Genomic DNA, 24,800 nt, shown 5'->3' with positions numbered 1-24,800 from the left:
CAGCGGCGCCGGCCCTCCCACGCCCGCGCGTCCACCATCCCGCATCCCATGCTCCTGTCTCCATCTCCTGACTTGCCCATCCGCAGACCCGACCGAAGGACCCCCATGAACCGCCGTGCCCTCCTGCCGACCCTCGCCCTCGCCTCCGCCCTCTCACTCAGCCTGAGCGGCTGCCTCGCGGGCGAGAACGCCTCCGATACCGGGCCTGCCTCGGCGGACGGCTCCACCCAGGGCGGAACCCTGAACATCGACTTCGCCACGTACAACCCGCTCAGCCTGATCGTGAAGGAGCAGGGCTGGCTCGAGGAGGAGCTCGCCGAACAGGACATGACGGTGAACTGGGTGCAGTCCGCAGGGTCCAACAAGGCCAATGAGGCGTTGCGCGCCGGCGCGATCGACGTCGGGTCCACGGCAGGTTCCGCCGCACTGCTCGCGCGCTCGAACGGCTCCCCCATCAAGACCATCGACATCTATTCACAGCCCGAATGGTCCGCTTTGGTGACGCTTCCCGACTCCGGCATCACCAGCGTCGAGGACCTGCGCGGGAAGTCCGTCGCAGCGACGCGCGGCACGGACCCATACTTCTTCCTCCTCCAGGCCCTCGAGTCGGCCGGTGTGGAGCAGTCCGAGGTCACGATCGAGAACCTCCAGCACGCCGACGGGCGCTCGGCCCTGGCGAGCGGCGCCGTCGACGCGTGGGCCGGCCTCGACCCGATCATGGCCGCCGCGGAACAGGACGGCGCGCAGCTCTTCTTCCGCGACATCGACTTCAACAGCTACGGGTTCCTCAACGCCACGGAGGACTTCCTCACGGAGCAGCCCGACGTCGCCCAGACCGTGGTGAACGCCTACGAGAAGGCGCGCCAGTGGGCGAAGGAGAACCCCGAGGAAACCGCCGCCATCCTCGCCGACGTGGCCGGCATTGACCCCTCGGTGGCGAGCTCCGTGATCATCGACCGGACCAATCTGGTCGTGGACCCGGCACCGGGCGACGCCCAGCGCAGCGTGCTCGAGAAGATCGGGCCCGTGTTCGTCGAGACCGGTGACGTCCAGTCGCAGGAACAGATCGACGAGGCCCTCGAATCGCTCTTCGACGCCTCCCTCGTCGAGAAGGCCGATCCTGACGCCATCGGCTCCGACTCGTGAGCTCCGAGGTGGGCCAGCGGGCCATCCCCGTCAGCCGGGCCGGGCTGGCGGCCGTCGGTTCTCCCGTGACCGCCGAGGACGCCGTCGGGCAGGGCGGTTCACCTGCGGGCGCCGACAGGAGCACCCGCCGCGCCACCGGACGGCGCATCGGGATCATCCTCCTCGGGTTGCTCGTCCCCGCACTGCTGCTGCTCGGCTGGCACCTGAGCACGGCGTCGGGCTTCTTCAGGCCGTCGCAACTGCCCTCCCCCACCTCGGTCCTGGCGGCCGCCGTCGACCTCGTCGAGCGCGGCCAGCTCGCCACGCACATCCTCATCTCCACCCAGCGCGTGGTCCTCGGCTTCCTGATGGGCTCCGTGCTCGGCGTGGTGGCGGGCGCAGTCCTCGGCCTCTCCCGCGTCGCCGACGTCCTGCTCACCCCGACAATCGGCGCCCTGCGCGCCGTCCCGTCGCTGGCGTGGGTGCCGCTCCTGGTCCTGTGGATCGGCATCAACGAGGACTCGAAGGTCACCCTGATCACCATCGGCGCCTTCTTCCCCGTCTTCACGACGCTCTACCTCGGACTGCGGCACGTGGACCGGAACCTCGTCGAGGCCGCGCGCGCCTTCGGGGTGAACGGCCTGCGCCTGCTGACCACGGTGCAGCTTCCCGCCGTCGTGCCCGCGCTGTTCTCCGGCCTGCGGCTGGCGCTCGCCCAGTCGTGGCTGTTCCTCGTCGCGGCGGAGCTCATCGCCTCGTCGATGGGGCTCGGGTTCCTGCTCGTCGACTCGCAGCAGAACGGGCGCGTGGACCGCATCCTGCTCGCCATCATCCTGCTGGCGGTCATCGGCAAGGCCACGGACGCCCTGCTCGGGGTCGCGGAACGGTGGGCGGTGCGCCGATGGGCCTAGGAACGACGCCGGTCCCGGCACCGCCGGCACAGAGCGAGGCCGAGCGGCTCGCGTTCTGGGCGGAGCAGGCCGAGCGGCTCGACTGGGAGAAGCCCTGGCACACCCTCCACACGTTCGAGAAGGCGGAACTGCAGGAGGACGGGACGCTCAGCGTGCCCGCGATCGAGTGGTTCGCCGGGGGAACCCTCAATATCGCCGCCAATTGCGTGGACCGGCATGTGCGGGCCGGGCGCGGTGACCGCGTGGCCCTGCACTTCGAGGGTGAGCCGGGCGATCGCCGCACCGTGACGTACGCGGATCTGCACGACCAGGTGTGCCGCGCCGCCAATGCGCTGATCGCCCTCGGGATCGGGAAGGGCGACCGCGTGGTCGTCTACCTTCCCGTCCTCGTGGAGACGGTCGTCATCACGCTCGCGTGTGCGCGCATCGGCGCCGTGCACTCGCTGGTGTTCGGCGGGTTCTCCGCCGAAGCGCTGCGCTTCCGCGTGGAGGACACCAACGCCAAGCTGCTGGTCACCACGGACGGGCAGTACCGCCGGGGCAGGGCCGTCCCTGTGAAGGAGAACGCCGACGCCGCCGTCGGGGGTGCCACCAGCATCGAACACGTCCTCGTGGTGCGCCGCACCGGCTCCGACATCGCATGGACCGAGGGCCGCGACGTCTGGTGGCACGACGTCGTCGACACCGCCTCGGCGCTCCACGACCCCGAGGCGTTCGACGCCGAGACGCCGCTGTTCATCATGTACACCTCCGGCACCACCGGGAAGCCCAAGGGTCTGGTCCACACCTCCGGCGGCTACCTGACGCAGGCGTCCTGGAGCTTCGAGCACCTCTTCAGCCATCCCGACGCCGCGAGGCGCGAGACCGACGTCCACTGGTGCACCGCGGACCTCGCCTGGGTCACCGCCCATACGTACGAGCTCTACGGGCCCCTCTCCACTGGTGCCACGCAGGTCATCTTCGAGGGCACACCGAACACGCCGCATGCGGCCCGCCACTTCGAGATCATCGAACGCTACGGGGTCACGAGCTACTACACCGCCCCCACCCTGGTGCGCTCGCTCATGGGCTGGTTCCCCGACGGCGTTCCCGCCGGCTACGACCTCTCCAGCATCCGCGTCCTCGGGACGGTGGGCGAAGCCGTCAACCCCGAAGCCTGGCGGTGGTTCCGCCGGAACCTGGGGCGCAACGAGGTGCCCGTCGTCGACACCTGGTGGCAGTCGGAGACCGGCGCCACCGTCCTCTCCCCCAGCCCTGCGGACGCGGACTTCAAACCGGGCTGCGCGGCGAGGGCCCTACCCGGTGTCAGCACCCGCATCGTGGACGAGGACGGGCGGCCGGTGGGTCCGGGTGAGCAGGGTCTGATCGTCGTCGACCGGCACGGCCCCGCCATGGCGCGCACCGTCTGGGGCGATCCGCAGCGCTACCTGGACTCCTACTGGCGGAAGTTCGCTGCAGAGGGCTGGTTCCTCGCCGGCGACGGCGCCCGGTACGACGACGACGGCGACACGTGGATCCTCGGGCGCGTGGACGACGTCATCAACGTCTCCGGGCACCGGTTGTCCACGATCGAGATCGAATCGGCGCTCGTCGCCCATCCGCTTGTCACGGAGGCGGGAGCCTGCCCCATCGCCGACCCGCTGACCGGGCATGCCATCGCGGCCTTCGTGGTGCTCGCCGCCGGGGCCGGCACCGAGGCCGATATCGGCCCGGTCCTGCGCGCTCATGTCGCACGGGCGATCGGGCCCATCGCCCGGCCCTCCGCCGTCGTCGTGGTCGAGGACGTTCCGAAGACGCGCTCGGGCAAGATCATGCGGCGCCTGCTGACCCAGCTCTACGAGGGTACGGCGCTCGGCGACACGACCTCCCTGCAGAACGAGGACTGCATCGCGGGCATCCAGGCGGTCCTGCGGAACCGCGCTGGGGCTTTCCCGGCATGACAGGTCACGGGACACATTAAAAGGAAACGGCAGGCGCCCCGTCCAAGCGCCTGCCGTTTCCCGTGTGTGGTCCGTCCGGTGTTAGCCCACGCGAACGAAGGATGCTCCCGGAAGGTCCGAGAGAGGGTGCTGCATGGTGAGGTTGGCGCCGTTCATGCCACTGCTGATGACCTGGCCACCGCCGGCGTAGATGGCCACGTGGCCACCGGTGATGACGATGTCGCCGGGTGCGGGGGTGGCAACCGTGGTGCCGAACTGGAAGAACTGCGAGGGGCCGAGGTCCCCGACGGAGAAGCCTGCTGCGCGCAGGGCCTTCTCGACGAGAACCGTGCAGTCCTGCACGGCGCCGGCTGCGAGCTGGGCCTGGGCGGAACCGAGGAGGATCGCGGCGGCGTTGCCCGAGGGAGCAGGCGTCTCGGCGACGGGGGTGATGGTTGCCGAGGCGAGGTAGATGCCCGAGGTGGGAGCTGCCGAGACGGCGGGAGCCGGGGCGATCGCCGCTGCCTGCTCGAAGGCGGGAGCCTGCTCGTAGACGGGAGCCGCGGCGACTGCAGGAGCCACGGGGGCTACGGCGACCGGCACGGAGACCGTCTGGACGGGAGCCGCGACAGCAGCACCGGCGGCCGGGATGACGATGGTGTCGCCGGGGAAGATGACCGACGCGAGCGTGAGCCCGTTGGCAGCCAGGACGGCCGTCAGGTCCGCACCGTAGGAGGCGGAGATGGCGCCGAGGGTGTCGCCGGCGACGACGGTGTGAGCGGCACCGGAAGCGGCTGCGGGTGCAACTGCGGCGGGCGCGGCGGTGCCCTCAGCGGTGTAGGTGCCGGCGTGGGCGGTTCCGACGGCGCTGAGCGCGAGACCGGAGGTGACGGCGGCGATGGCGACCGGGCGGCCCACGGACGTGGCTCCGCTCTTCGCGGCACGGGACAGGCCCTGCAGCGCGAGGTTTCCGTCGACGTCGGCGCGGTGACGGGCCGTTGAGATGTTTCGTGACATGGTTCTGTACCTCTCCCATGCCTGCGGGGTGAGCTGTCGGGTTCGGATGGGAGTCACCCGGCCGCGGGCAGCGCCGGTGGGCGATGCGGTGCGACTTAACCCCGAGGACGCGTGCAGGTGATCCTGCGCGCCCGGTGGAACTGATGGTTCCCCCGTCCCTGCCTTCGAAGGTGCGGACGTATCCCGGCCGGCGGCAGGGCTCGGCAATCCGTCGGGAGCGCCCCACATGGACGGGAGCACGCAATGACGATACCCAGCACTCCTCCGGTTTGTCACATTTGTGTAACGCGTCGTACCCTGCCCCGGCGCCTCCCGAGCGAAGCGTGCCGCACCGGTCGCCCATAGGCTGCTCGTAGGCCGCACGCGCAGCCCGCGCGCCTCAGGACGACACATTGTTTGGCTACCGGCCATGCCGGTGTCACACTCATGCTTGACCATCCCGAGCGGCTGAGAGATCTGGCTCACTGACGCCGCAGCAACCCTGGCCACCGCCTCCCGCGGTGACAGTAGGGTGCTACTGCCAGAACGATGGAGGACACGATGAGCGTTGCCGACCTTTCCACTCCCCTGAAGTTCGCCTACTGGGTACCCAACGTGAGCGGCGGGCTGGTGGTCTCGACCATCGAGCAGCGCACCAGCTGGGACTTCGACTACAACCGGAAGCTGGCCCGCATCGCGGAGGACGCCGGCTTCGAGTACGCACTGTCCCAGACCCGGTATGCCGCGTCCTACGGCGCCGACAAGCAACACGAGGCGACGTCGTTCTCCCTGGCACTCCTGGCCGCGACCGAGAAGCTCAAGGTGATCGCCGCGGTCCATCCCGGCATGTGGCACCCCGGGGTCCTCGCAAAATTCATCATCACCGCCGATCACATCTCCAACGGCCGGGCCGCCGTGAACGTCGTCTCCGGCTGGCTCAAGGACGAGTTCGTGAACTTCGGCCTCGACTGGCTGGAGCACGACGAGCGGTACGTCCGCACGGAGGAGTTCATCCGCGTGCTGCGCGGGCTGTGGACCGAGCAGGGCTACAGCCAGTCGGGGAAGTACTACGACATCAACAACTTCACCCTGAGCCCTGCCCCGGTCGACGTACCCGGCCGCCCCCACCCGGAGGTCTTCTTCGGCGGCAACTCGACGGCCGCGCAGGCGACGGCGGGCCGCGTGGCCGACTGGTACTTCTCCAACGGCAAGGACCTCGAGGGCTTCAAGGAGAACATCGCCGGCGTGCAGGCCTCGGCCGCCGTGGCCGGCCGCCGGCCTCGCTACGGGCTCAACGGGTTCGTGATCGCGCGTGACTCGGAGAAGGAAGCGCGCGACACCCTCCGGGAGATCGTCGAGAAAGCGCACCGCCCCGCCGTCGAGGGCTTCCGTGACGCCGTGCAGGAGGCCGGGGCGTCGACGAAGGACGGCAAGGGCATGTGGGCTGACTCCTCGTTCGAGGACCTGGTGCAGTACAACGACGGCTTCAGGACGCAGCTCATCGGCACGCCGGAGCAGATCGCCGAGCGCATCGTCGAGTACAAGAAGATCGGCGTGAATCTCTTCCTCACGTGCTACCTGCACTTCCAGGAGGAGGTCGCCGCCTTCGGCGCGGACGTGCTGCCGATCGTCCGCGAACTCGAGGCGGACGCGGCACGCAGGGCAGACGTCGACTTCGATCCGGACGAGACCCTCGCCGGAACACTCCCGAGCAAGGCAGGTGTCTGATGGCAGAACGTTCCTTCGGTTTCCGTACGCGCGCACTCCACGCCGGCGGCACCCCCGACGCCACCCACGGGGCACGTGCCGTGCCGATCTATCAGACGACGTCGTTCGTGTTCAAGGACACCAATGACGCCGCCAACCTCTTCGCCCTGCAGAAGTACGGCAACATCTACTCGCGCATCGGCAATCCCACCGTGGCGGCGTTCGAGGAGCGCATCGCCTCCCTCGAAGGGGGCATCAGGGCGGTGGCGACGGCGTCGGGCATGAGCGCCGAATTCATCACCTTCGCGGCGCTCTGCCAGGCGGGCGACCACATCGTCGCCGCGTCGCAGCTCTACGGCGGGACCGTCACGCAGCTCGACGTCACGCTGCGGCGCTTCGGCATCGAGACGACCTTCGTTCCCGGAACCGATCCTGCCGATTACGCGGCCGCCATCCGGGAGAACACGAAAGCCGTCTATGCGGAGGTGATCGCGAACCCGTCCGGCGAGATCTCGGACCTCGCCGGCCTGGCGGAAGTCGCGCACGACGCCGGCATCCCCTTCATCGTCGACTCCACGCTCAGCACGCCGTATCTGGTGCGGCCCATCGAACACGGCGCGGACATCGTGATCCACTCGGCCACCAAATTCATCGGTGGGCACGGCACCACACTCGGCGGCGTGATCGTGGAGAGCGGCCGGTTCGACTGGGGCAACGGCAAATTCCCCATGATGACCGAGCCCGTGCCCTCCTACGGCAACATCCAGTGGTGGGCGAACTTCGGCGAGTACGGTTTCCTCACCAAGCTCCGCACCGAGCAGCTGCGTGATATCGGCCCGTCCCTCTCGCCGTCGTCGGCCTTCCAGCTCCTGCAGGGCGTCGAGACCCTCGCGCAGCGCCTCGACGAACACCTCGAGAACGCGCTGGCCGTGGCACAGTGGCTGCAGGCCGATCCTCGCGTGGAATACGTCAACTACGCCGGGCTGCCCACGCATCCGCATCACGCGCGGGCGCAGACCTACCTGCCGCAGGGGCCGGGCTCGGTGTTCAGCTTCGGCGTCAGGGGCGGCCGCAAGGCGGGACAGAAGTTCATCGAGTCCCTGCAGCTGGCATCACACCTCGCGAACGTCGGCGACTCCCGCACCCTCGTGATCCACCCGGGTTCGACGACGCACCAGCAGCTCTCCACGGAGCAGCTGGCGGCCGCCGGCGTGCCCGAGGACCTCGTCCGCATCTCGGTGGGCCTCGAGGACCTCGACGACATCCTGTGGGACCTCGACCAGGCGCTCACCCTCGCCACCGACGCCGCGGACGAGGCCTTCGACGATCTCCCGCAGGAGGCCGCCGGAGGGAAGGACGACGACGCGTCGGCTACGCGCGCAGTAGGAGTGGGAGCATGAGCGGATCGGAAGCACCGACGCGGACCTGGGAGGGACCGTCTGCCCCGGAGCGACTGGCTCTCCTCCGGAACGCACGGTCCGTGGCGATCGTCGGGGCGTCCGACAAGCCGTCCCGGGCCTCCTACTTCGTGGCGACCTACCTGCAGTCGTCCTCGCCCTACCGCCTGTACTTCGTCAATCCGGTGGCGAAAGAGATCCTCGGGCAGCCGGCCTACGCGTCGCTGAAGGACCTCCCGGAGGTGCCCGACGTCGTCGACGTGTTCCGGAAGCACGACGACCTGCCGTCCGTGCTGGAGGAGACGCTCGAGGTCGGGGCGAAGGCGCTGTGGCTGCAGCTCGGCTCCTGGCACGAGGACGTGGCACGCTCGGCGGAGGCCGCGGGCCTCGATGTGGTGATGGACCGCTGCCTCAAGATCGAGCATGCACGCTTCCACGGCGGGCTCAACCTGGCGGGGTTCAACACGGGGGTCATCTCCTCGAAGCGGCAGATCACCTCCTAGGCGGGACCGGCCGCGTCGTCAGCCGTCCGAAGGGCTGGGCCCGCCCTGCAGCGTCTTCGGAGCCTCGTCCGGGATCTCCTGGAGAGTCTCCTCGGGGGGAGTGGCACCGGTTCCTCCATCGCCACCGACCGTCACGTCCGCGACCGCTTCCGCGTCCGCAGCGACCTCCGCACCCGTTCCCGCGCCGGCAGCGGCGACCTGCTCGGGCGGAGCGCCCTGATCGACCTCCGGAACCGCCGACGGGCCGACCCCGGGTGCCGGGTCGCCGCCGGTGGGCACCGGGCTGGGAGCGGGTTTCGCGTCCTGTGGGTCGGCCGGCTCGATGGAGCCCCCGGGGACGTCAGCCGGGTCAGGACCGTACACCCCCGCTTCCACAGGGAACAGGCCCCCGAGGTCGGAATCCGTCAGGACCGGGTAGGAGAGGGTCGAGGTGTCCTCCGGCTGCGGCGCCGCTGCACGGAGCCACAGGGTCGACATCACGGGGCTCCCACCTGTCGTCGGGGATGTCGCGCTGAAGCGGTCGCGGAGCAGGGCACCGTCCACCCGGGCGTCCCCGGACGGAGCAACCGGCCGCGCGTCCCCGGTCTCCCTCCGCTGACCGGGGACGGGAGAGCTCGCCAGCCGCGTGGTCGTTGTCGGGCCCTCCGCCGGGCCGCTCACAGCCGGAACGGTCACCGAGCGGTGTGCTGCGGTCTCGGCCGCTGCAGCCACATCGGAGGCAGCGTCCTCGCCTGCCCGCGTCGGAGCCACGGATGATACGCCCGAACGGGCATCGGCGGGACCGGGCGCCGATGATCGCGCCGGGCTGCCGACCTCGCCGGTCGTGGGCGGGAGCGGCACGGCAGGCAGCGACCCGGCGTCGGGCGCAGTCCGGGCCTCGCCGGTTCCCTGCGGGAGCGGCGCGGCGGGCACGGACCCGGCGTCGGACGCCGTCCGGGCCTGGCCGGGTCCCTGTGGGAGCGGCGGGAGCGGCGCGACAGGCACGGCATGCACGGCAGTCGTCGATGACCCGCCGGAATCACCGGGGACGGGGCTGCCCGCGCCGGACGGCCGCTCAGCTGTCGGTACCGGCGTCGTTCCGGCGTCGGTCAGGGGATCTGGCCCGGTCCGGACGTGCCCCCCGGCCTCGAGACGATCCGCACTGTCACGGACGCTGAAGCGCGCCGTGGCATCGAACGATTCCCCGGTATGCCCCGGAAGATGCAGGGTTCCCGCCGCGACCCCGGACATCCCGACGCCCATGGAGACGGCGAGCGCGCCTCCGATGAACGTGATCCGCCGCTTGTGCCGGCGGCTCTGGCCGGGCCGGCCGCCGTCGGACATCAGCTGGGCGAGCTCCGCGGAGCACTCAGGTTCGGGTCCTGTGCCGAGGTCCCGGATGCTCTGCAGCACGTCGTCGAGCCGTTGGTCGTGGGAAAGGCCCGCCTCGTCCAGGAGACTCTGCACGGGCTCCGGCGCCGGGGTGTCACGTGCAGTCATAGCGCTTCCGATTCGTTGGGTTGTACGAGTTCCTTCAACTTGAGCAGTCCCCGCCGCTGCAACTGCTTGACGGATCCTGCCGACCGTCCGAGGATCTCGGCGACCTGGTCGATCGGCAGTTCCGCGACGATGCGCAGCAGGAGGACCTCGCGCTGGTCGGCATTCACCTGGGCCAGCAGCCCACCCGCTAGGCCGGCGTCCAGCCTGTCGAGCACCACGGCTTCCGCCGACTCGGTGGAGCGGGTGTCGCCGTCGGCCTCGTAGCCTACGAGGACGGGTGTGCGGGTCCTTCTCCGCACCTCGTCGACGTGCCGCGCGTGCGCCACGGAGAATGTGAAGGTGCGCAGACCCGGGAGCCCTCCGGTGACCGCCTCGAGCTTCGAGAAGACGGTCAGGAACACATCCTGCGTCAGCGCCTCGGGATCCTCCGACCCGCGACCCGCGAAGTACCCCAGCACCGCCGGGCCGAGGGCCTGATAGAGGAGGGAGAAGGCCGCGGGTTCGCCTGCTTGAGCGCGGGTGAGCGCATCGTCAGGCAGGGCTGTGGCCACGGTCGGTTCCTTGTTCGGGCGGGACGGCGACACCATCGTAACCGGTGCTTCCCGCCCCGGGGCGTCGGCCCCGGAAGGCCTCGACAATGACAAGGGACATGACAAGGGAAATGAAAAGGCCGCACCGAGGCCCGTTGGGGGATAAGCCTCGGTGCGGCACTTACATACAGGTAATCGCAGGGCCGGACGGAGAAGTTACGCCCGTCCGGCTTTTTCTTTTTTCTCTACTTCAGCGCGCTGGAGGCACGGCGCTTGTTGAAGACGTCGAAGCCGACAGCCAGCAGGAGCACCATGCCCTTGATGAACTGCTGGTAGTCGATACCGACGCCGAGCAGGGACATGCCGTTGTTGAGCACGCCCATGATGAGCCCGCCCGTGATGGCCCCGATCACCGTTCCGACGCCGCCCGTGACGGCGGCCCCACCGATGAATGCTGCGGCGATGGCGTCGAGCTCGAAGAGGTTGCCCGCACCCGGCCCGGCGGAGTTGAGCCGGCCGGTGAAGATGAGGCCGGCGAGCGCTGCGAGCACACCCATGTTGACGAAGAGCATGAAGTCGATGCGCTTCGTGTTGACCCCCGACAGCTGGGCTGCCTGCAGGTTGCCACCGCGTGCGTAGATGTGCCGGCCGAAGACGCTGTTGCTCATGACGAGGCTGTAGGCGACGATCAGGACCCCGAGCACCACCAGCACGATCGGCGTCCCGCTGCGGGAACCGGCCAGCAGATAGGTGAGGCCCAGGATGATGACGGCGATGAAAGCCAGCTTGGTGAAGAACCAGGCTGCCGGCTCGTCCTCCAGGTTGAGGCGGGCACGCGTGGCGCGGCCGCGCAGCTGGGACACGACGAGCAGGACGACGGCGATGACGCCGAGGCCCACGGTGGTCCAGTCGAGGATGTTCGTCTCGGCGGGAAAGAGACCCGGGAACAGGAACCCTCCGCCGAGCTGGCGGTACTCCTCGGGGAACCCGGTGATGCGCTGGTTCTCGAGGACGATCTGGGTGAGCCCGCGGAAGACGAGCATGCCCGCGAGGGTCACGATGAACGCCGGGATGCCCACATAGGCTACCCAAAATCCCTGCCAGGCCCCCACGAGGCCGCCGATGACGAGGGACACGATGAAGGCCAGCCACCAGGGGAAGGACCAGTCCTGCACCATGATGCCGGACATGGCGCCGACGAAGGCCGCCACCGATCCGACGGACAGGTCGATGTGTCCGGCGACGATGATCATGACCATGCCGATCGCCAGGAGCAGGATGTAGCTGTTCTGCACGATGATGTTCGAGACGTTGTCCGGCTGCAGCAGCGCGCCGCCGGTCAACACCTGGAACAGCGTGACGATCACGAGGAGCGCGACGAAGATACCGATCTGCCGCAGCCTGCTCGTCAGGAAGGAGATCCCGTGCTTCACGGGAGGTTGCGGCATCGCAACGGCGGGGTCCTTGACGGTGGTAGCCATGGAGTCAGTCCTTTTCCTTGGTCATGAATTGCATGAGGAGTTCCGGGGTGGCCTGTGCGATGGGCACCTCCGCGGTGATGCGGCCCTCGGCCAGGGTGTAGATGCGGTCGCAGATGCCGAGGAGCTCGGGGAGCTCGGAGGAGATGACGATGACTGCCTTCCCCTCGGCTGCAAGCCGGTTGATGATCGTGTAGATCTCGTACTTCGCTCCGACGTCGATCCCGCGGGTGGGCTCATCGAGGATCAGGACGTCGGGGTCCGAGAACATCCACTTCGAGAGCACCACCTTCTGCTGGTTGCCGCCGGAGAGTTTCCCGGTGACGGCGGTGACGGACGGTGCCTTGATGTTCATGGAGGTCCGGTAGTCGCCGGCGACGACGGCTTCCCGGCCGCTGTCCACCCAGCCGCGTTTCGCGAGCTTGCCGAGAGCGGCGCCCGAGATGTTGCGCTTGATGTCGTCGATCAGGTTGAGGCCGTAGCGCTTGCGGTCCTCCGTGGCGTAGGCGATCCCGTGGCGGATCGCCTCACCGACCGTCCGCGCCGTGATGGGCGTCCCGTTCTTGTACAGCGTGCCGGTGATGTTGGAGCCGTAGCTCCGGCCGAAGATGCTCATGGCCAGTTCGGTGCGGCCGGCGCCCATGAGACCGGCGATGCCCACCACCTCCCCTGCGCGGACGGAGAGATTCGCCTTGTCGACGATCACGCGGGAACTCTCCTGCGGGTGGTGCACGGTCCAGTCCTCGACGCGGAGGACTTCCTCCCTGATCACCGGCGTGCGGTCGGGGTAGCGGCTCTCCATGTCGCGCCCCACCATGCCCTTGATGATGCGTTCCTCGGTGACCGAGCCGTCGTGCAGGCTCAGGGTCTCGATGGTGCGGCCGTCGCGGAGGATGGTGACCGAGTCGGCGATCTCGCGGATCTCGTTGAGTTTGTGGCTGATGATGATGCTGGTGATGCCTTCGGAGCGGAGGCCCTTGACGAGCCCGAGGAGGTGCGCGGAGTCCTCGTCGTTCAGGGCGGCCGTGGGTTCGTCGAGGATCAGCAGCTTCACGTTCTTCGAGAGCGCCTTCGCGATCTCGACGAGCTGCTGCTTGCCCACGCCGATGTCGCCGGCACGCACCGTGGGACTGAGGTCCAGTCCGACGCGGCGGAGCAGTTTGGCCGCCTCCAGGTTGGTCTCGTTCCAGTTCACGAAACCGCGCTTCTCGCGCTCGTTGCCGAGGAAGATGTTCTCGGCGACGGAGAGGAAGGGAGACAGCGCCAGCTCCTGGTGGATGATGACCACCCCGTCGCGTTCGCTGTCGCGGATGTCCTTGAACTCTACGACGCGACCCTCGAACTCGATGTCGCCGTCGTACGTGCCGTGCGGGTAGACACCCGACAGCACTTTCATGAGGGTCGATTTACCGGCCCCGTTCTCCCCGCAGATCGCGTGGACCTCGCCGCGCGCGACGTCGAGGTTGACGTCCTGCAGTGCCTTCACGCCAGGGAAGGTCTTGGTGATGCGGTGCATCCTGAGGATGTTTTCCGCCATGGTCGAGCCTCGCTTACTTGAGTGGAAGTCCCGGGCGATGCCGGGCGAGGTACAGCGCCTGTGGCTCCGGACCAGGGAAGGTCCGGAGCCACAGGCATCAGAGGTGGTGCTGGACGGTTACTTGAGCTCGTCCTCGGTGTAGTAACCGGTCTCGACGAGGGCTTCCTCGTAGTTGTCGACCGTGACGATCTGCGACTCGAGCAGGTACGCGGGAACGATCTTCTCGCCGTTGTCGTAGGTCTCGGTGTCGTTGACCTCGGGCTCTTCGCCCGTCATGAGGGCATCCACCATGGTGACGGCCTGCTTGCCGAGTTCGCGGACGTCCTTGAAGATCGTCGAGTACTGCTCACCGGCGATGATCGACTTCACGGAGCCGACCTCTGCGTCCTGACCGGTGACGACCGGGAGGTCGCTCGCGGAGTAGCCACCGGAGGTGAGGGCCGAGATGATGCCGATCGAGAGACCGTCATAGGGCGAGAGCACGCCTTCGAGCTGCTCCCCGCCGCCGACGGTCAGGAGGTCCTCCATGCGGTCCTGTGCGGTGTCGGGCAGCCAGCGGAGGATCGCGGCCTGCTCGAATTCGGTCTGGCCGCTCGGCACGCGGAGCACGCCGCTGTCGAGGTACGGCTGGAGGGTCTTCATCGCGCCGTCCCAGAAGAACTTCGCGTTGTTGTCATCCGGGCTGCCGGCGAAGAGTTCCACGTCGAACGGCCCTTCCTCGCCTGTCTCGGCGCCCTCGGCGTCGAGGACGCCGAGGCCCGTCAGGAGCGACGTGGCCTGCTGGACGCCGACCTCCTCGTTGTCGAAGGTGGTGTAGTAGTCAACGGTGTCGGAGCCGTTGATCAGCCGGTCGTAGGCGATGACCGGGATGTCCTGCGACTCGGCCTGGTCCAGGACGCTCGTCAGGGTGGTGCCGTCGATGGAGGCGACGACGAGGGCCTTCACGCCGCCGTTGATCATGTTCTCGATCTGGCTGACCTGGGTGGGGATGTCGTCGTTGGCGAACTGCAGGTCCACCTCGTAGCCGAGGTCCTCGAGCTGGCTCTTGACGTTCTCGCCGTCGGCGATCCAGCGCTCGGACTGCTGCGTGGGCATGGCCACACCGATCTTGGCGCCCTCGTTGGAGCCACCCTCCGCAGCGGCGTCGCCGCCGCCGCGGCTGCTACCGCCACAGGCGGAGAGGCTGAGGGTCAGGATGCTGGCGGCCGCGATGCCGGCCAGGTATTTCCGATTCATGGTGGAACTTTCTTGTGAGTGGTTTCCGGCAGCGTTGCCGGCTTTCGGGGAGTGGCTCTTACAGTTTCTGCGCCAGGCGATAGTAGGCCGCGTTCCAGCGCAGTTCACGCTGGAAGTCACGGAGCTTCGTGTCGGCGTCGATCCGCAGCAGTTCGACCTCGGCGATGTCCGCGAAGTCCTCGAAGACCTCGAGGCCCACGGCGGTGGTGAGGACGGTGTGGTGCGCGGCGCCGGCGCTCAGCCAGGCCGCTGCCGACGTCTCGAGGCTCGGCTCCGGCTTCCACACTGCGCGCGCGACCGGCAGGTTGGGGAGCGGCGCGTCCGGCGGGACGATCTCGACGGCGTTGGCCGTGAGGCGGAAGCGGTCCCGCATGTCGGACATCGCGACGACGACGCCGGCTCCGGCGTCCGTGTCGAACACGAGCCTCACGGGATCTTCCTTGCCGCCGATGCCGAGCGGATGCACCTCGAGGGTGGGCTTCGACGTGGTCAGGGTGGGGCAGATCTCGAGCATGTGCGCCCCGAGGATCTTCTCCTCCCCCGGCACCAGGTGGTAGGTGTAGTCCTCCATGAGCGAGGCACCGCCGGGCAGCCCGGCGCCCATCACCTTCGCGGCACGGACCAGCACGGCGGTCTTCCAGTCGCCCTCGGCGCCGAAGCCGTAGCCGCGGGCCATGAGCCGCTGGACGGCGAGGCCGGGCAGTTGCCGCAGCGCGCCGAGGTCCTCGAAGTTCGTGGTGAAGGCACCGAACCCGCCTTCCTCGAGGAAGGACAGGAGTCCCAGTTCCTGGCGGGCCCCGTAGCGCAGCGACTCGTGGCGGTCGCCACCGCGGCGGAGCTCGGGGACGACGTCGTACGTCTACTCGTACTCGGCCACGAGGGCGTCGACGGCGTCCTCCGACTGGGCCTCGACGGCCGCGACGAGGTCGTTGACGCCCCACGTGTTGATGGAGACGCCGAAGCGGAGCTCGGCCTCGGTCTTGTCGCCCTCGGTGACGGCGACGTTGCGCATGTTGTCGCCGAAGCGGGCGACCTTCAGCTCGTGCACGGCGGCCCAACCGGCGGCGGCACGCTGCCAGGTGGCCACCTTCGCGCAGACGTCCGGGTTGGAGACGTGGCCGACGACGGTCTTCCGCGGCACGCCGAGTCGCGACTGGATGTACCCGAACTCCCGGTCGCCGTGGGCGGCCTGGTTGAGGTTCATGAAGTCGAAGTCGATCTCGGCCCACGGCAGCGCGACGTTGATCTGGGTGTGCAGGTGCAGCAGGGGCTTGCGGAGCGCGTCGAGCCCCGCGATCCACATCTTGGCGGGGCTGAAGGTGTGCATCCAGGCGATGACGCCGATCGCGTGGTCGGCCGCGTTGACCTCGAGCGCCATGCGGCGGATCGAGGCGGAGTCCTTCAGGGTGGGCTTCCAGACGATCTTCACGGGCAGTCCCGAGTCCTCGAGCATCCGGACGATCTCCTGGGACTGCTCTGCGACCTGCTGCAGCGTCTCCTCGCCGTAGAGGTCCTGGCTCCCGGTCAGGAACCAGACTTCGTAGGTGTCGAGGGTGGTGCTGAGGGGGCTCATGCCGGTGCTCCTGGTGTAGATGGCTGACCGTACACGTTCTGGTAGCGGTCGAAGAGTGAGTCGATGTGCTCGGCCTGGATGCCTGCGGGTGCGCCGAGCTGGCGTGAGATGTGGACGGTGCGTGCGACGTCCTCGAGCATGACGGCCGCCTTGACGGCGTCCTTCGCGTCCTTGCCGATGGTGAAGGGGCCGTGGCTCTTCATGAGCACGCCGCGTGAGCGGTGCCCGGTCAGGGTGTCCACGATGCCGCGGCCGATCGAATCGTCCCCGATGATCGCGAAGGGGCCCACGGGGATCTCCCCGCCGAACTCGTCGGCCATGGCCGTGATGACGCAGGGGATCGCCTCGCCGCGGGCTGCCCAGGCGACGGCGTAGGTGGAGTGCGTGTGGACCACGCCGCCGACGTCGGGCATGTGCCGGTAGACGTAGGCGTGGGCGGCGGTGTCGCTCGAGGGCGAGCGCTCGGACCCGGGTGTGCCCTCGATGACGTTGCCGTCGAGGTCGCAGAGGATCTGGTTCTCCGGCGTCAGCTCGTCGTAACTGACGCCGGAGGGCTTGATGACGAACAGGTCGGCGCCCGGAACGCGGCCGGACACGTTGCCGCCCGTCCAGACGACGAGTCCGTAGCGCACGAGTTCGGCGTGGAGGGCCGCGACGTCCTGCCGCACGGCCTGGATCGCGGCCTCCACCTCGGGGCTGAAGGTCGTGGGGGTTGCGGCGCTCATGCCGACACCTCCTGCGCTGTGGAAGCCGTGCGGGCGGAGCGGCGCAGCGCCTTGAGCCGGTGCATGACGTCGTTGGCTCCTCGTCCGAAGTAGTCGTGCAGTTCGGTGTACTCGCGGTAGAGGGCGTCGTACGCCTCGGCCCGCTCCGCGTCCGGCGTGTAGGCGGCGCGGTTCAGGTGTCCCATGGCGGCGGCTGCCGCGTGGATGTCCGCGTAGGCACCGGCAGCGACGGCGGCGTGGATGGCGGAGCCGAGCGCGGGGCCCTGGGCACTGCCGATCACGGAGATGGGCATGTTCAGCACGTCCGCGTAGACCTGCATGAGGAAAGGGTTCCGGATGAGGCCGCCGGCGGCGACGAACTCCGTCACCGGGACACCGGACGCGTTGAAGGTCTCGACGATCTTCCGGGTGCCGAACGCCGTCGATTCCAGCAGCGCACGGTAGACCTCGTGCGGCTTCGTGGCGAGCGTCAGGCCCACGATGGTGCCGGACAGCTCGTGGTCCACCAGGACGGAACGGTTGCCGGAGTGCCAGTCGAGCGCCACCAGCCCGTGGGCACCGACGGGCTCGGTCTGCGCCTGCTCGGTGAGGTACTCGTGCACGCTGAGTCCCTGGGCCGTGGCCGCGTCCCGAATCTCGCCCGGCACCTGGTTCGCGACGAACCAGGCGAAGATGTCGCCCACACCGGACTGGCCGGCCTCATAGCCGTAGAATCCTTCGACGATCCCGCCGTCGACGACACCGCACATGCCCGGCACCTCGCTCAGGCGGTCGGAGTTCATGACGTGGCAGGTGGACGTTCCCATGATGGCCACCATCTGGCCGGGATCGGTGGCCTGTGCCGCAGGGGCGGTGACGTGGGCGTCCACGTTCCCGACGGCGACGGCGATCCCCGCGGGCAGGCCGGTCCAGCCGGCGGCCGCCTCGGACAGGGTGCCCGCCTTCGAGGCGAGCGCGCCGATGGTGTGCTCCACCTTCTCGCGGGCGAACCCGGCGAAGTCGGGATTGAGCGCGGCGAGGAACTCGTCCGACGGGTAGGCGCCGTCCTGGTAGATGCCCTTGTATCCCGCGGTGCACGCGTTGCGCACGTACTCCCCCGTGAGCTGCCAGACGATCCAGTCGGCGGCCTCGACCCAGTGCTCCATGAGGTCGTACAGCTCGCGGTCCTCCTCGAGCAGCTGGAGGCCCTTGGCGAACTCCCACTCGCTCGAGATCAGTCCGCCGTAGCGCGGCAGCCACGCCTCGCCGCGCTCGGCGGCGAGCTCGTTGATGCGGTTGGCCTGCCCCTGGGCGGCGTGATGCTTCCACAGCTTCACGTACGCATGGGGGCGGCCTTCGTAGCCAGCCACCTCGTTGAGCGGCGTCCCGTCGGCGAGCGTGGGGACCATGGTGCAGGCGGTGAAGTCGGTCGCGATGCCGATGACGTCCTGCGGGTCGATGCCCGCCTCCCTGACGGCTGCGGGGACGGCTGTGCGGAGGACGTCGACGTAGTCGGAGGGCACCTGCAGGGCCCATTCGGGCGGCAGCTGCTCGCCGGTGGCAGCGAGGGTGGTGTCCATGACGGCATGGGGGTATTCGAGCGTCGCGGCGCCGAGTTCGGCGCCGTCGGAGACGCGGACGACGACGGCGCGGCCGGACAGGGTGCCGTAGTCGACACCGATGACGTAGGTGGATCCGCTGCCGGCCGCCCCGGTCGTGGTTACGCCCGTGATGGAGTCACTCAAGGGAAGGACCTCTTCGTTCTTCTCGAGGCCGCTGAGCAGCCCTCTGGTGGATCAGATGTTCGGATGTGCGGCGGATGTGACCGTTCACATCCGCGGTCCCCAGTGTAGGTGTGCGGCCGTGGTGCGTGTCAAGGGCTCTCCCGAAGCCGCCCGCCCGCCCTCCACCCCGGCAAGGCGCTCGGGACGGACGGGGCGTCAGCGGAGCGGGGGCGTTTCCGCCGGCGCGGCGCCGGATGCTGCGTCGGGCCGGCTGTGCACCCGCCGCGGCGGCGCGGTGGATTCCCGTGGAACCAGCTCCGGAGCGACGTCGGCTGCCGGGCCCGCTGCATCCGCCACGCCTGCAGTTCCTGATCCCGGGATGCGAGCGGCTCCGGCGGCTTCCCCGGCGTCCCGGTCAACGGCGGGGCCGGATTCCCCGATCAGCGCGAGCAGCCGGGCCACACACCGGCGGCCGAGTTCGGGGAAGTTCTGCCGCACCGTCGTCAGCGGTGGCCAGTAGTGGGGGGACTCGGGGACGTCGTCGAACCCGACGACGCTCAGGTCCTCGGGCACCCGGAGCCCCTGCTCGCGGAACGCGTGCAGCAGACCCAGCGCCATCTGGTCATTGGAGGAGAAGACGGCGGTGATGCCCGGATCGCGGAGGATCAGGTGCCCGGCCTCGTAGCCGGAGGCCGCGGTCCAGTTGCCCGAGAGCAGCGGCTCGGGCTCGAGGCCCCAGGACTCCATCTCCCCGCGGTACCCGCGGATACGCGCAGCCGTCTCGAACCACCCGTCCGGCCCCGCGACATGCACGATCCTCCGATGCCCGAGGCGCAAGAGATGCCGGGTGGCGAGCGCCGCGCCTCCCGACTGGTCCACCGACAGCCGGTGGTCGTCGTCGGCCCTCGCGGAATGCACCGTCACGAACGGGAGGGTGATGGACAGGTGCTCGATCTCCCCGAGCGTCCGCGTCTGGGGCGCGAGGATGATGATCCCGTCCACGCCGTGGGCCAGCAGGCGGTCGAGCGCCGAGCGGATGGAGGAGGTGTCGACGTCGTCGAGGTGGGCGACGTCCACGCCGTACCCGGCCTCGCGGGCGGCGCTGTCGATGGCTTGCAGGCTCGCCGCCGGGCCGTACTCGAAACCCTTGCTGACGAGGACGCCGATGGTCGTCGACCGGCTCGTGACAAGGGCGCGGGCGGCCCGGTTGGGGCGGAAGCTGAGCTCGTCCATCGCGGCGAGCACGCGGTCCCGTGTCGCGGCACGGAGGCTCGGGGGGCCGTTGATGACACGGGACACCGTCTGGTGGGACACGCCGGCGCGGCGTGCCACGTCCCGGATGTTCGCCGCGCGTGCGGTCTCAGCGGGACGCCGGGCACTTGAGCGTACGCGCCCCCCGGAGACGCCACCCACAGGTGCGCCTGCCGGAGCGCCTGCCGGCGCGCCGCCTACAGGCACTGTCCCCGAGAGGCCCTCCGCGTCAGTGGGAGTCGACAATGGAGTCGTTCCGGGCGAACCGTCGGTTCCTCAGCACCGGAAGGAACTCGCGGACGTCCTCCACCCTGCGGCGCGTCACCTCGGTGGTGACGACGCCGCGCTCCTCCTCCTCGAGGTGCGCCTGCGGGATGCCCATCGGGTCGATGATGGCGGAGTGGCCGATGGTGTGTGCGCTGGACGTGCCGGCCGCGGCGACCCAGAGCGTGTTCTCGATGGCGCGTGCCCGCAGCAGCGTCTCCCAGTGGTCGATCTTGTGGTCACCCTTGAACCAGGCGGCCGGGACGCAGATGAGATCGGCACCGGCATCGGCGAGCGCGCGTGCCTGCTCGGGGAACCGGATGTCGTAGCACGTCATGAGGCCCACGCGGATACCGCCGAGATCGGCGATCTTGATCCCGCCGTCGCCCGGCTTGATGCGGGTGGATTCCTGGTAGCTGAAGGCGTCGTACAGGTGCAGTTTCCGGTAGGTGTCCACGATCCGCCCGGTCGCGTCGATGAGCACGAGCGTGTTGAAGGGCCGTTCCTCACCGCTGGACTCGTACCCGCCGGCGACGACGGCGATCGAGTGTTCGGCCGCCATGAAGGACACCTGCTGGACGAAGGAGGTCCAGTTCTCCTCCACTGCCCGCTGCAGCGGGCCCTCGACCTTGCCGATCGAGAACATCGATTCCTCGGGGAAGACGATCAGCTCCGAGCCTCCGGCCGCAGCCTCGGCCACGAGCTCCCGCATGACCGCGAGATTCGCCGGGGCGTCCCCGCCCGGCCTGAACTGTCCAACGCTGACCAGCATGTTTCAACCTCACGTGTGGGCGGTACCGTCCATCCAGCGTACAGACTCCGGTGCAGCCTCCCGGGGTAGCCTCGTCCCATGAGGCCCACCAGGAACAAGCGCGTAGCACCCGGCCCCGGCCAGGAATCGGTCTGGGACTATCCGCGGCCTCCGAGGGTCGAGCCGGCGCGGAGCACCATCGAGGTGCGCTTCGGTGGCGAACTGATCGTGCGGACCACCCGGGCTGTGCGGGTGCTCGAGACGAGCCACCCGCCCGTGTACTACCTGCCGCTCGAGGACTTCGCGCCCGGCGTCCTCGTTCCGGTCGAGGGCACGACGCACTGCGAGTTCAAGGGCGCCGCCTCCTATTTCGACGTCGTCGCCGGCGGCGCCCGGGACCTCCGCGGAGCCTGGACCTACCCCACACCCGTACGCGGTTACGAGGAGCTCAGCACCCGCGCGGCGATCTACCCGTCCCGGATGGATTCCTGCACGGTCGACGGCGAGACGGTGCAGGCGCAGGAGGGCGACTTCTACGGCGGCTGGATCACGACCGCCATCGTCGGACCGTTCAAGGGCGGCACCGGCACCTGGGGCTGGTGAGCCGTCCAGCGCGCATTCAGCCCCCTCCCGGCGGGCTGTCGGCCGGGATTGCTACAGTGAACCGCTGATCATGCCCGCAACGTGAGGACAGCACACATGGCAACCGCCACAGCACGGAAGAGGCGGCTCCTTGCCGCCGCGTTCATCGGGACAGCCGCCGTCCTCAGCGCCTGCAGCGGAAACGGCGAGTCGACCGACAGCGCCTCGGAGACCACCGCGTCGAGCGCACCCGCCGAGGGCTCCCAGGAATCGGCTGCAGCCCTGCCCGAGCCCGACCTGGCAGATCTTCCCGAGGTCGTCGCCGTGGTCAACGGGACGGAGATCGGGCGCGAGCTCTTCACCACCACGTACGAGAGCCAGTTCAAGCAGGCGGCGGCCTCGGCACAGGCCAGTGGACAGGAGCTCGACCAGGATCTGCTGAAGACCTCCGTCGCCGACAACCTGGTCAGCGCCGAACTGCTGCGGCAGGAAGCGGACAGCAGGGGCATCGAGGCCACCGACGAGGCCCGTGCGGCCGCCATCGCGGACCTCCTCGAAACCAGCCAGCTGGAGTCCGAGGAGGCCCTGCGGGCAGCCTTCGAGGAGCAGGGGCTCGACGACGCCGAATTCGACCAGCAGCTCTCCGATCAGGTGAAGCTGGACGCGCTGCTCGCCGACGAGGCCGGGGACACCACTCCCACCGACGAGGAGATCCAGGACACCTACGACGCCGCCGTGGCCGAGCAGGAAGCCAGCGGCGAGACGAGCACGCCCATTCCTCCGCTGGAGGACGTGCGGGCCCAGATCGTGGAGCAGCTCTCCGGGGACAAGCTGTCCGCCGCGACGCAGGCACTGATCGCGCAGCTGCGCGAGGACGCGGACATCACCGTGAACCTCTGACCCGACCGGTTCGACACGAACGGCACCCCGCCTGGCGGGGTGCCGTTCGTGTCTGCGGAGTCCCTGGACTCCGGGTGCCTGTGCGGACCGGGGACTCAGCCGCCGATCAGGTCGTTGACCACGATGGTCTGATCGCGGTCGGGGCCGACACCGATCGCGGAGAACCGGGTGCCGGAGAGCTTCTCGAGGGCCCGGACGTAGGTCTGGGCGTTGTCCGGCAGATCCTCGATGGTGCGGGCGCCCGTGATGTCCTCGGTCCACCCGTCGAAGTACTCGAAGATCGGCTTCGCGTGGTGGAAGTCGGTCTGCGTCATCGGCATCTCGTCATGACGGACACCGTCGACGTCGTAGGCCACGCAGACCGGGATGGTCTCGATGCCCGTGAGGACGTCGAGCTTCGTCACGAAGTAGTCGGTGAAGCCGTTGACCCGTGAGGCATGGCGAGCCAGCACGGCGTCGTACCAGCCGCAACGGCGGGGCCGCCCGGTGTTGACGCCGAACTCACCACCCTTGGTCTGCAGGTACATGCCCATGTCGTCGAACAGCTCGGTGGGGAAGGGACCCGCCCCCACGCGCGTGGTGTAGGCCTTGATGATGCCCACGGCGCGGCTGATGCGGGTGGGGCCGATGCCCGACCCGACGGACGCGCCGCCCGCCGTGGGGTTCGACGACGTCACGAACGGGTAGGTGCCGTGATCCACGTCGAGGAACGTGGCCTGACCGCCCTCCATCAGGACCACCTTGCCGGCGTCGAGCGCCTCGTTGAGCACGAAGGTGGAGTCGATCACGAGCGGCTTGAGTCGCTCGGCGAAGGAGAGGAAATACTCCACGACCTCCTCGACCTCGACGTCGCGCCTGTTGTAGACCTTCACCAGCAGTTCGTTCTTCTGCTTGAGCGAGCCCTCGACCTTCTGGCGGAGGATCGACTCGTCGAAGACGTCCTGCACGCGCACCCCGAGGCGGGCCACCTTGTCCATGTAGGCAGGGCCGATGCCGCGTCCGGTGGTGCCGATGGCGCGCTTGCCGAGGAACCGCTCCGTGACCTTGTCCAGCACCTGGTGGTAGGGGGCCACGAGGTGCGCGTTCGCGGAGATGCGCAACTTCGAGGTGTCGGCGCCGCGCGCCTCGAGGCCGTCGATCTCCTGGAACAGGGCCTCGAGATTGATGACGCAGCCGTTGCCGATGATCGGGATCGCATTGGGGCTGAGGATGCCTGCGGGGAGGAGCTTCAGCTCGTACTTCTCGCCGTTGACCACCACGGTGTGCCCGGCGTTGTTGCCGCCGTTCGGCTTGACGACGTAGTCCACGCGACCGCCCAGCAGATCGGTGGCCTTGCCCTTACCCTCGTCGCCCCACTGGGCGCCGACGATGACGATTGCTGGCATGGGATCCTCCCCCATTCGGTACGGGTCCTCCCCGCGCGACCGCGGAAAGTTCGCCGTGCATCAGAATGCCCCAACCGGTCGCGCGGAGTGCGCGGCCACTGGGGCTCTTACCGTCCGAGTTTAGCCGAGGCCGTCAGGAGCCGTCGAAAAAGGCCGGGCATGACGGTTGCGGTTCCGTTGCGATCCGCGTCGGCTGCCCGGCTTTCTGCCACGCCGGCCGCCGAGCGCACGTGCACAATGGGGGCATGGACGTCTTCGAAGGTCACATCGCCGGCATCGGTACCGCCTCGGGCACGCGACTGGTGATCGGCCGCTGGGACACATCGCCCTTCGGGTCCTTCACGGACGTCATGATGGAGGACGCCGCCGGCATCCGCACCCTGCTCGCGCCCACCCGGGAGATCGCCGACTACGTCGGAGCCACCTACGCGTTCGACGACGTCGTGCTCCAGGACGTCTCCTCGACGCTGACGCCCGAACGGTTCATCGTCGACGCGGGCGACCTGCAGGTCTTCGCGGAGATCGGGCAGGTCACGCTCCTCGGACGCCTGCTCGGCCTCGTGCCCGCCCGCATCGCCGCGCACCCGCGCTGGCTCGCACTCATCAACCCCGTCGCGTCGCTGCTGGTGAAGGGCGTCGCGACGGCGGGCTCTGCGGGGCAGGGGCGCACCGAGTACTACGGGGTGACCTCGGCCCGGGCCATCACGGGCGCCACGGCGACCTGGGGCGGCTCCGACCTCGGCACGCTGGCACCCCTCACTCCTCCCGTCCGGTTCGGGTTCAGCTCGGCGCCGCCACGGCCGCAGCTCGTCACCGTCACGACGACGATCCGGCGACCCGAGGCCTGA

Annotated in this window: 20 protein-coding genes, 1 pseudogene and 2 riboswitches; of the genes and pseudogenes, 9 read left to right on the top strand and 12 right to left on the bottom strand. The window is 69.1% G+C overall.

Features of this window, described 5'->3' with window-relative positions:
• Positions 1 to 105 precede the first annotated feature (105 nt).
• The 3 genes from FJV46_RS09455 to acs are packed head-to-tail and all read left to right on the top strand — an operon-like array spanning position 106 to position 3,976.
• Entirely contained in the window at positions 106 to 1,146 is a 1,041-nt protein-coding gene (locus FJV46_RS09455; protein WP_087027775.1) for an aliphatic sulfonate ABC transporter substrate-binding protein, read from the top strand.
• Positions 1,143 to 2,036: an ABC transporter permease gene (locus tag FJV46_RS09450; protein WP_232008558.1), complete on the top strand. Its 894-nt coding sequence runs from the start codon at positions 1,143 to 1,145 to the stop codon at positions 2,034 to 2,036. Before FJV46_RS09455 ends, FJV46_RS09450 begins: the two co-directional genes overlap by 4 nt.
• On the top strand, positions 2,027 to 3,976 hold the full coding sequence (acs, locus tag FJV46_RS09445) for an acetate--CoA ligase (RefSeq protein WP_087028055.1): 1,950 nt from the start codon (positions 2,027 to 2,029) through the stop codon (positions 3,974 to 3,976). Before FJV46_RS09450 ends, acs begins: the two co-directional genes overlap by 10 nt.
• An 81-nt stretch (positions 3,977 to 4,057) precedes the next feature.
• Here the strand turns inward: acs and FJV46_RS09440 are convergent, their stop codons facing one another.
• Positions 4,058 to 4,972, bottom strand: coding sequence for a LysM peptidoglycan-binding domain-containing protein (locus tag FJV46_RS09440; RefSeq protein ID WP_087027773.1), 915 nt, complete (start codon positions 4,970 to 4,972; stop codon positions 4,058 to 4,060).
• Positions 4,973 to 4,977: 5 nt separating this feature from the next.
• Positions 4,978 to 5,160, bottom strand: a riboswitch (cyclic di-AMP (ydaO/yuaA leader).
• A gap of 243 nt (positions 5,161 to 5,403) precedes the next feature.
• Positions 5,404 to 5,507: riboswitch (SAM riboswitch) on the top strand.
• On the opposite strand from FJV46_RS09440, the gene sfnG reads away from it, so the two are divergent.
• From sfnG to FJV46_RS09425, 3 genes are all read left to right on the top strand, one after another.
• Positions 5,501 to 6,679 (top strand): dimethylsulfone monooxygenase SfnG, encoded by a 1,179-nt coding sequence (gene sfnG, locus FJV46_RS09435; RefSeq protein WP_087027771.1) that lies wholly within the window; start codon positions 5,501 to 5,503, stop codon positions 6,677 to 6,679. (Overlaps the previous riboswitch by 7 nt.)
• Positions 6,679 to 8,058 (top strand): O-acetylhomoserine aminocarboxypropyltransferase/cysteine synthase family protein, encoded by a 1,380-nt coding sequence (locus tag FJV46_RS09430; protein ID WP_087027769.1) that lies wholly within the window; start codon positions 6,679 to 6,681, stop codon positions 8,056 to 8,058. Before sfnG ends, FJV46_RS09430 begins: the two co-directional genes overlap by 1 nt.
• Positions 8,055 to 8,558 (top strand): CoA-binding protein, encoded by a 504-nt coding sequence (locus tag FJV46_RS09425; protein WP_087027768.1) that lies wholly within the window; start codon positions 8,055 to 8,057, stop codon positions 8,556 to 8,558. Before FJV46_RS09430 ends, FJV46_RS09425 begins: the two co-directional genes overlap by 4 nt.
• Positions 8,559 to 8,576: 18 nt before the next feature.
• Here FJV46_RS09425 and FJV46_RS09420 read toward each other — a convergent pair whose 3' ends face one another.
• From FJV46_RS09420 to FJV46_RS09375, 10 genes and pseudogenes are all read right to left on the bottom strand, one after another.
• Complete coding sequence (locus FJV46_RS09420) at positions 8,577 to 10,037, bottom strand: hypothetical protein (protein WP_087027766.1); 1,461 nt, start codon at positions 10,035 to 10,037, stop codon at positions 8,577 to 8,579.
• Positions 10,034 to 10,588 (bottom strand): RNA polymerase sigma factor, encoded by a 555-nt coding sequence (locus tag FJV46_RS09415; RefSeq protein WP_087028053.1) that lies wholly within the window; start codon positions 10,586 to 10,588, stop codon positions 10,034 to 10,036. Before FJV46_RS09415 ends, FJV46_RS09420 begins: the two co-directional genes overlap by 4 nt.
• A 224-nt stretch (positions 10,589 to 10,812) precedes the next feature.
• Complete coding sequence (gene mmsB, locus FJV46_RS09410) at positions 10,813 to 12,015, bottom strand: multiple monosaccharide ABC transporter permease (RefSeq protein WP_197715719.1); 1,203 nt, start codon at positions 12,013 to 12,015, stop codon at positions 10,813 to 10,815.
• 37 nt (positions 12,016 to 12,052) lie between these two features.
• The gene (mmsA, locus tag FJV46_RS09405; RefSeq protein WP_087027763.1) at positions 12,053 to 13,582 is read right to left on the bottom strand and encodes a multiple monosaccharide ABC transporter ATP-binding protein; all 1,530 of its coding nucleotides are present in this window, start codon (positions 13,580 to 13,582) and stop codon (positions 12,053 to 12,055) included.
• 117 nt (positions 13,583 to 13,699) lie between these two features.
• Positions 13,700 to 14,818, bottom strand: a complete 1,119-nt coding sequence (gene chvE, locus FJV46_RS09400) for a multiple monosaccharide ABC transporter substrate-binding protein (protein ID WP_087027761.1) — start codon at positions 14,816 to 14,818, stop codon at positions 13,700 to 13,702.
• Between the two features lie 58 nt (positions 14,819 to 14,876).
• Positions 14,877 to 16,391 (bottom strand): annotated as a pseudogene (gene araA / locus FJV46_RS09395) (L-arabinose isomerase).
• Positions 16,388 to 17,116: an L-ribulose-5-phosphate 4-epimerase gene (locus tag FJV46_RS09390; protein ID WP_087027760.1), complete on the bottom strand. Its 729-nt coding sequence runs from the start codon at positions 17,114 to 17,116 to the stop codon at positions 16,388 to 16,390. The pseudogene araA and the gene FJV46_RS09390 overlap by 4 nt, the downstream one beginning before the upstream one ends.
• Complete coding sequence (araB, locus tag FJV46_RS09385) at positions 17,113 to 18,840, bottom strand: ribulokinase (protein ID WP_087027758.1); 1,728 nt, start codon at positions 18,838 to 18,840, stop codon at positions 17,113 to 17,115. The genes FJV46_RS09390 and araB overlap by 4 nt, the downstream gene beginning before the upstream one ends.
• A gap of 195 nt (positions 18,841 to 19,035) precedes the next feature.
• Complete coding sequence (locus tag FJV46_RS09380) at positions 19,036 to 20,151, bottom strand: LacI family DNA-binding transcriptional regulator (RefSeq protein ID WP_232008557.1); 1,116 nt, start codon at positions 20,149 to 20,151, stop codon at positions 19,036 to 19,038.
• A 148-nt stretch (positions 20,152 to 20,299) separates the two neighbouring features.
• Positions 20,300 to 21,106 carry a carbon-nitrogen hydrolase family protein gene (locus tag FJV46_RS09375; protein ID WP_087027756.1) on the bottom strand — a complete coding sequence of 269 codons (807 nt, stop codon included), beginning with the start codon at positions 21,104 to 21,106 and terminating at the stop codon, positions 20,300 to 20,302.
• A gap of 78 nt (positions 21,107 to 21,184) precedes the next feature.
• On the opposite strand from FJV46_RS09375, the gene FJV46_RS09370 reads away from it, so the two are divergent.
• The gene (locus FJV46_RS09370; protein ID WP_087027754.1) at positions 21,185 to 21,688 is read left to right on the top strand and encodes a DUF427 domain-containing protein; all 504 of its coding nucleotides are present in this window, start codon (positions 21,185 to 21,187) and stop codon (positions 21,686 to 21,688) included.
• 96 nt (positions 21,689 to 21,784) lie between these two features.
• The gene (locus tag FJV46_RS09365; protein ID WP_087027752.1) at positions 21,785 to 22,567 is read left to right on the top strand and encodes a SurA N-terminal domain-containing protein; all 783 of its coding nucleotides are present in this window, start codon (positions 21,785 to 21,787) and stop codon (positions 22,565 to 22,567) included.
• A 95-nt stretch (positions 22,568 to 22,662) separates the two neighbouring features.
• Here FJV46_RS09365 and FJV46_RS09360 read toward each other — a convergent pair whose 3' ends face one another.
• Positions 22,663 to 23,952 (bottom strand): adenylosuccinate synthase, encoded by a 1,290-nt coding sequence (locus FJV46_RS09360; protein WP_087028049.1) that lies wholly within the window; start codon positions 23,950 to 23,952, stop codon positions 22,663 to 22,665.
• Positions 23,953 to 24,197: 245 nt separating this feature from the next.
• On the opposite strand from FJV46_RS09360, the gene FJV46_RS09355 reads away from it, so the two are divergent.
• Positions 24,198 to 24,800, top strand: a complete 603-nt coding sequence (locus FJV46_RS09355) for a hypothetical protein (protein ID WP_087027750.1) — start codon at positions 24,198 to 24,200, stop codon at positions 24,798 to 24,800.

It is taken from the genome of Arthrobacter agilis (genome assembly GCF_006494655.1).
In the GTDB taxonomy this organism is placed as follows: Bacteria; Actinomycetota; Actinomycetes; order Actinomycetales; family Micrococcaceae; genus Arthrobacter_D; species Arthrobacter_D agilis.
This window is presented reverse-complemented; position numbering and strand designations above follow the sequence as displayed.

Bases quoted from the DNA above. Each gene is read 5' to 3' on its own strand.
- FJV46_RS09455 (WP_087027775.1), top strand. From the start codon at position 106: ATGAACCGCCGTGCCCTCCTGCCGACCCTCGCCCTCGCCTCCGCCCTC.
- acs (WP_087028055.1), top strand. From the start codon at position 2,027: ATGGGCCTAGGAACGACGCCGGTCCCGGCACCGCCGGCACAGAGCGAG.
- FJV46_RS09440 (WP_087027773.1), bottom strand. From the start codon at position 4,972: ATGTCACGAAACATCTCAACGGCCCGTCACCGCGCCGACGTCGACGGA.
- sfnG (WP_087027771.1), top strand. From the start codon at position 5,501: ATGGAGGACACGATGAGCGTTGCCGACCTTTCCACTCCCCTGAAGTTC.
- FJV46_RS09430 (WP_087027769.1), top strand. From the start codon at position 6,679: ATGGCAGAACGTTCCTTCGGTTTCCGTACGCGCGCACTCCACGCCGGC.
- FJV46_RS09425 (WP_087027768.1), top strand. From the start codon at position 8,055: ATGAGCGGATCGGAAGCACCGACGCGGACCTGGGAGGGACCGTCTGCC.
- FJV46_RS09420 (WP_087027766.1), bottom strand. From the start codon at position 10,037: ATGACTGCACGTGACACCCCGGCGCCGGAGCCCGTGCAGAGTCTCCTG.
- mmsB (WP_197715719.1), bottom strand. From the start codon at position 12,015: ATGCCGCAACCTCCCGTGAAGCACGGGATCTCCTTCCTGACGAGCAGG.
- mmsA (WP_087027763.1), bottom strand. From the start codon at position 13,582: ATGGCGGAAAACATCCTCAGGATGCACCGCATCACCAAGACCTTCCCT.
- chvE (WP_087027761.1), bottom strand. From the start codon at position 14,818: ATGAATCGGAAATACCTGGCCGGCATCGCGGCCGCCAGCATCCTGACC.
- FJV46_RS09390 (WP_087027760.1), bottom strand. From the start codon at position 17,116: ATGAGCGCCGCAACCCCCACGACCTTCAGCCCCGAGGTGGAGGCCGCG.
- FJV46_RS09375 (WP_087027756.1), bottom strand. From the start codon at position 21,106: ATGCTGGTCAGCGTTGGACAGTTCAGGCCGGGCGGGGACGCCCCGGCG.
- FJV46_RS09370 (WP_087027754.1), top strand. From the start codon at position 21,185: ATGAGGCCCACCAGGAACAAGCGCGTAGCACCCGGCCCCGGCCAGGAA.
- FJV46_RS09365 (WP_087027752.1), top strand. From the start codon at position 21,785: ATGGCAACCGCCACAGCACGGAAGAGGCGGCTCCTTGCCGCCGCGTTC.
- FJV46_RS09360 (WP_087028049.1), bottom strand. From the start codon at position 23,952: ATGCCAGCAATCGTCATCGTCGGCGCCCAGTGGGGCGACGAGGGTAAG.
- FJV46_RS09355 (WP_087027750.1), top strand. From the start codon at position 24,198: ATGGACGTCTTCGAAGGTCACATCGCCGGCATCGGTACCGCCTCGGGC.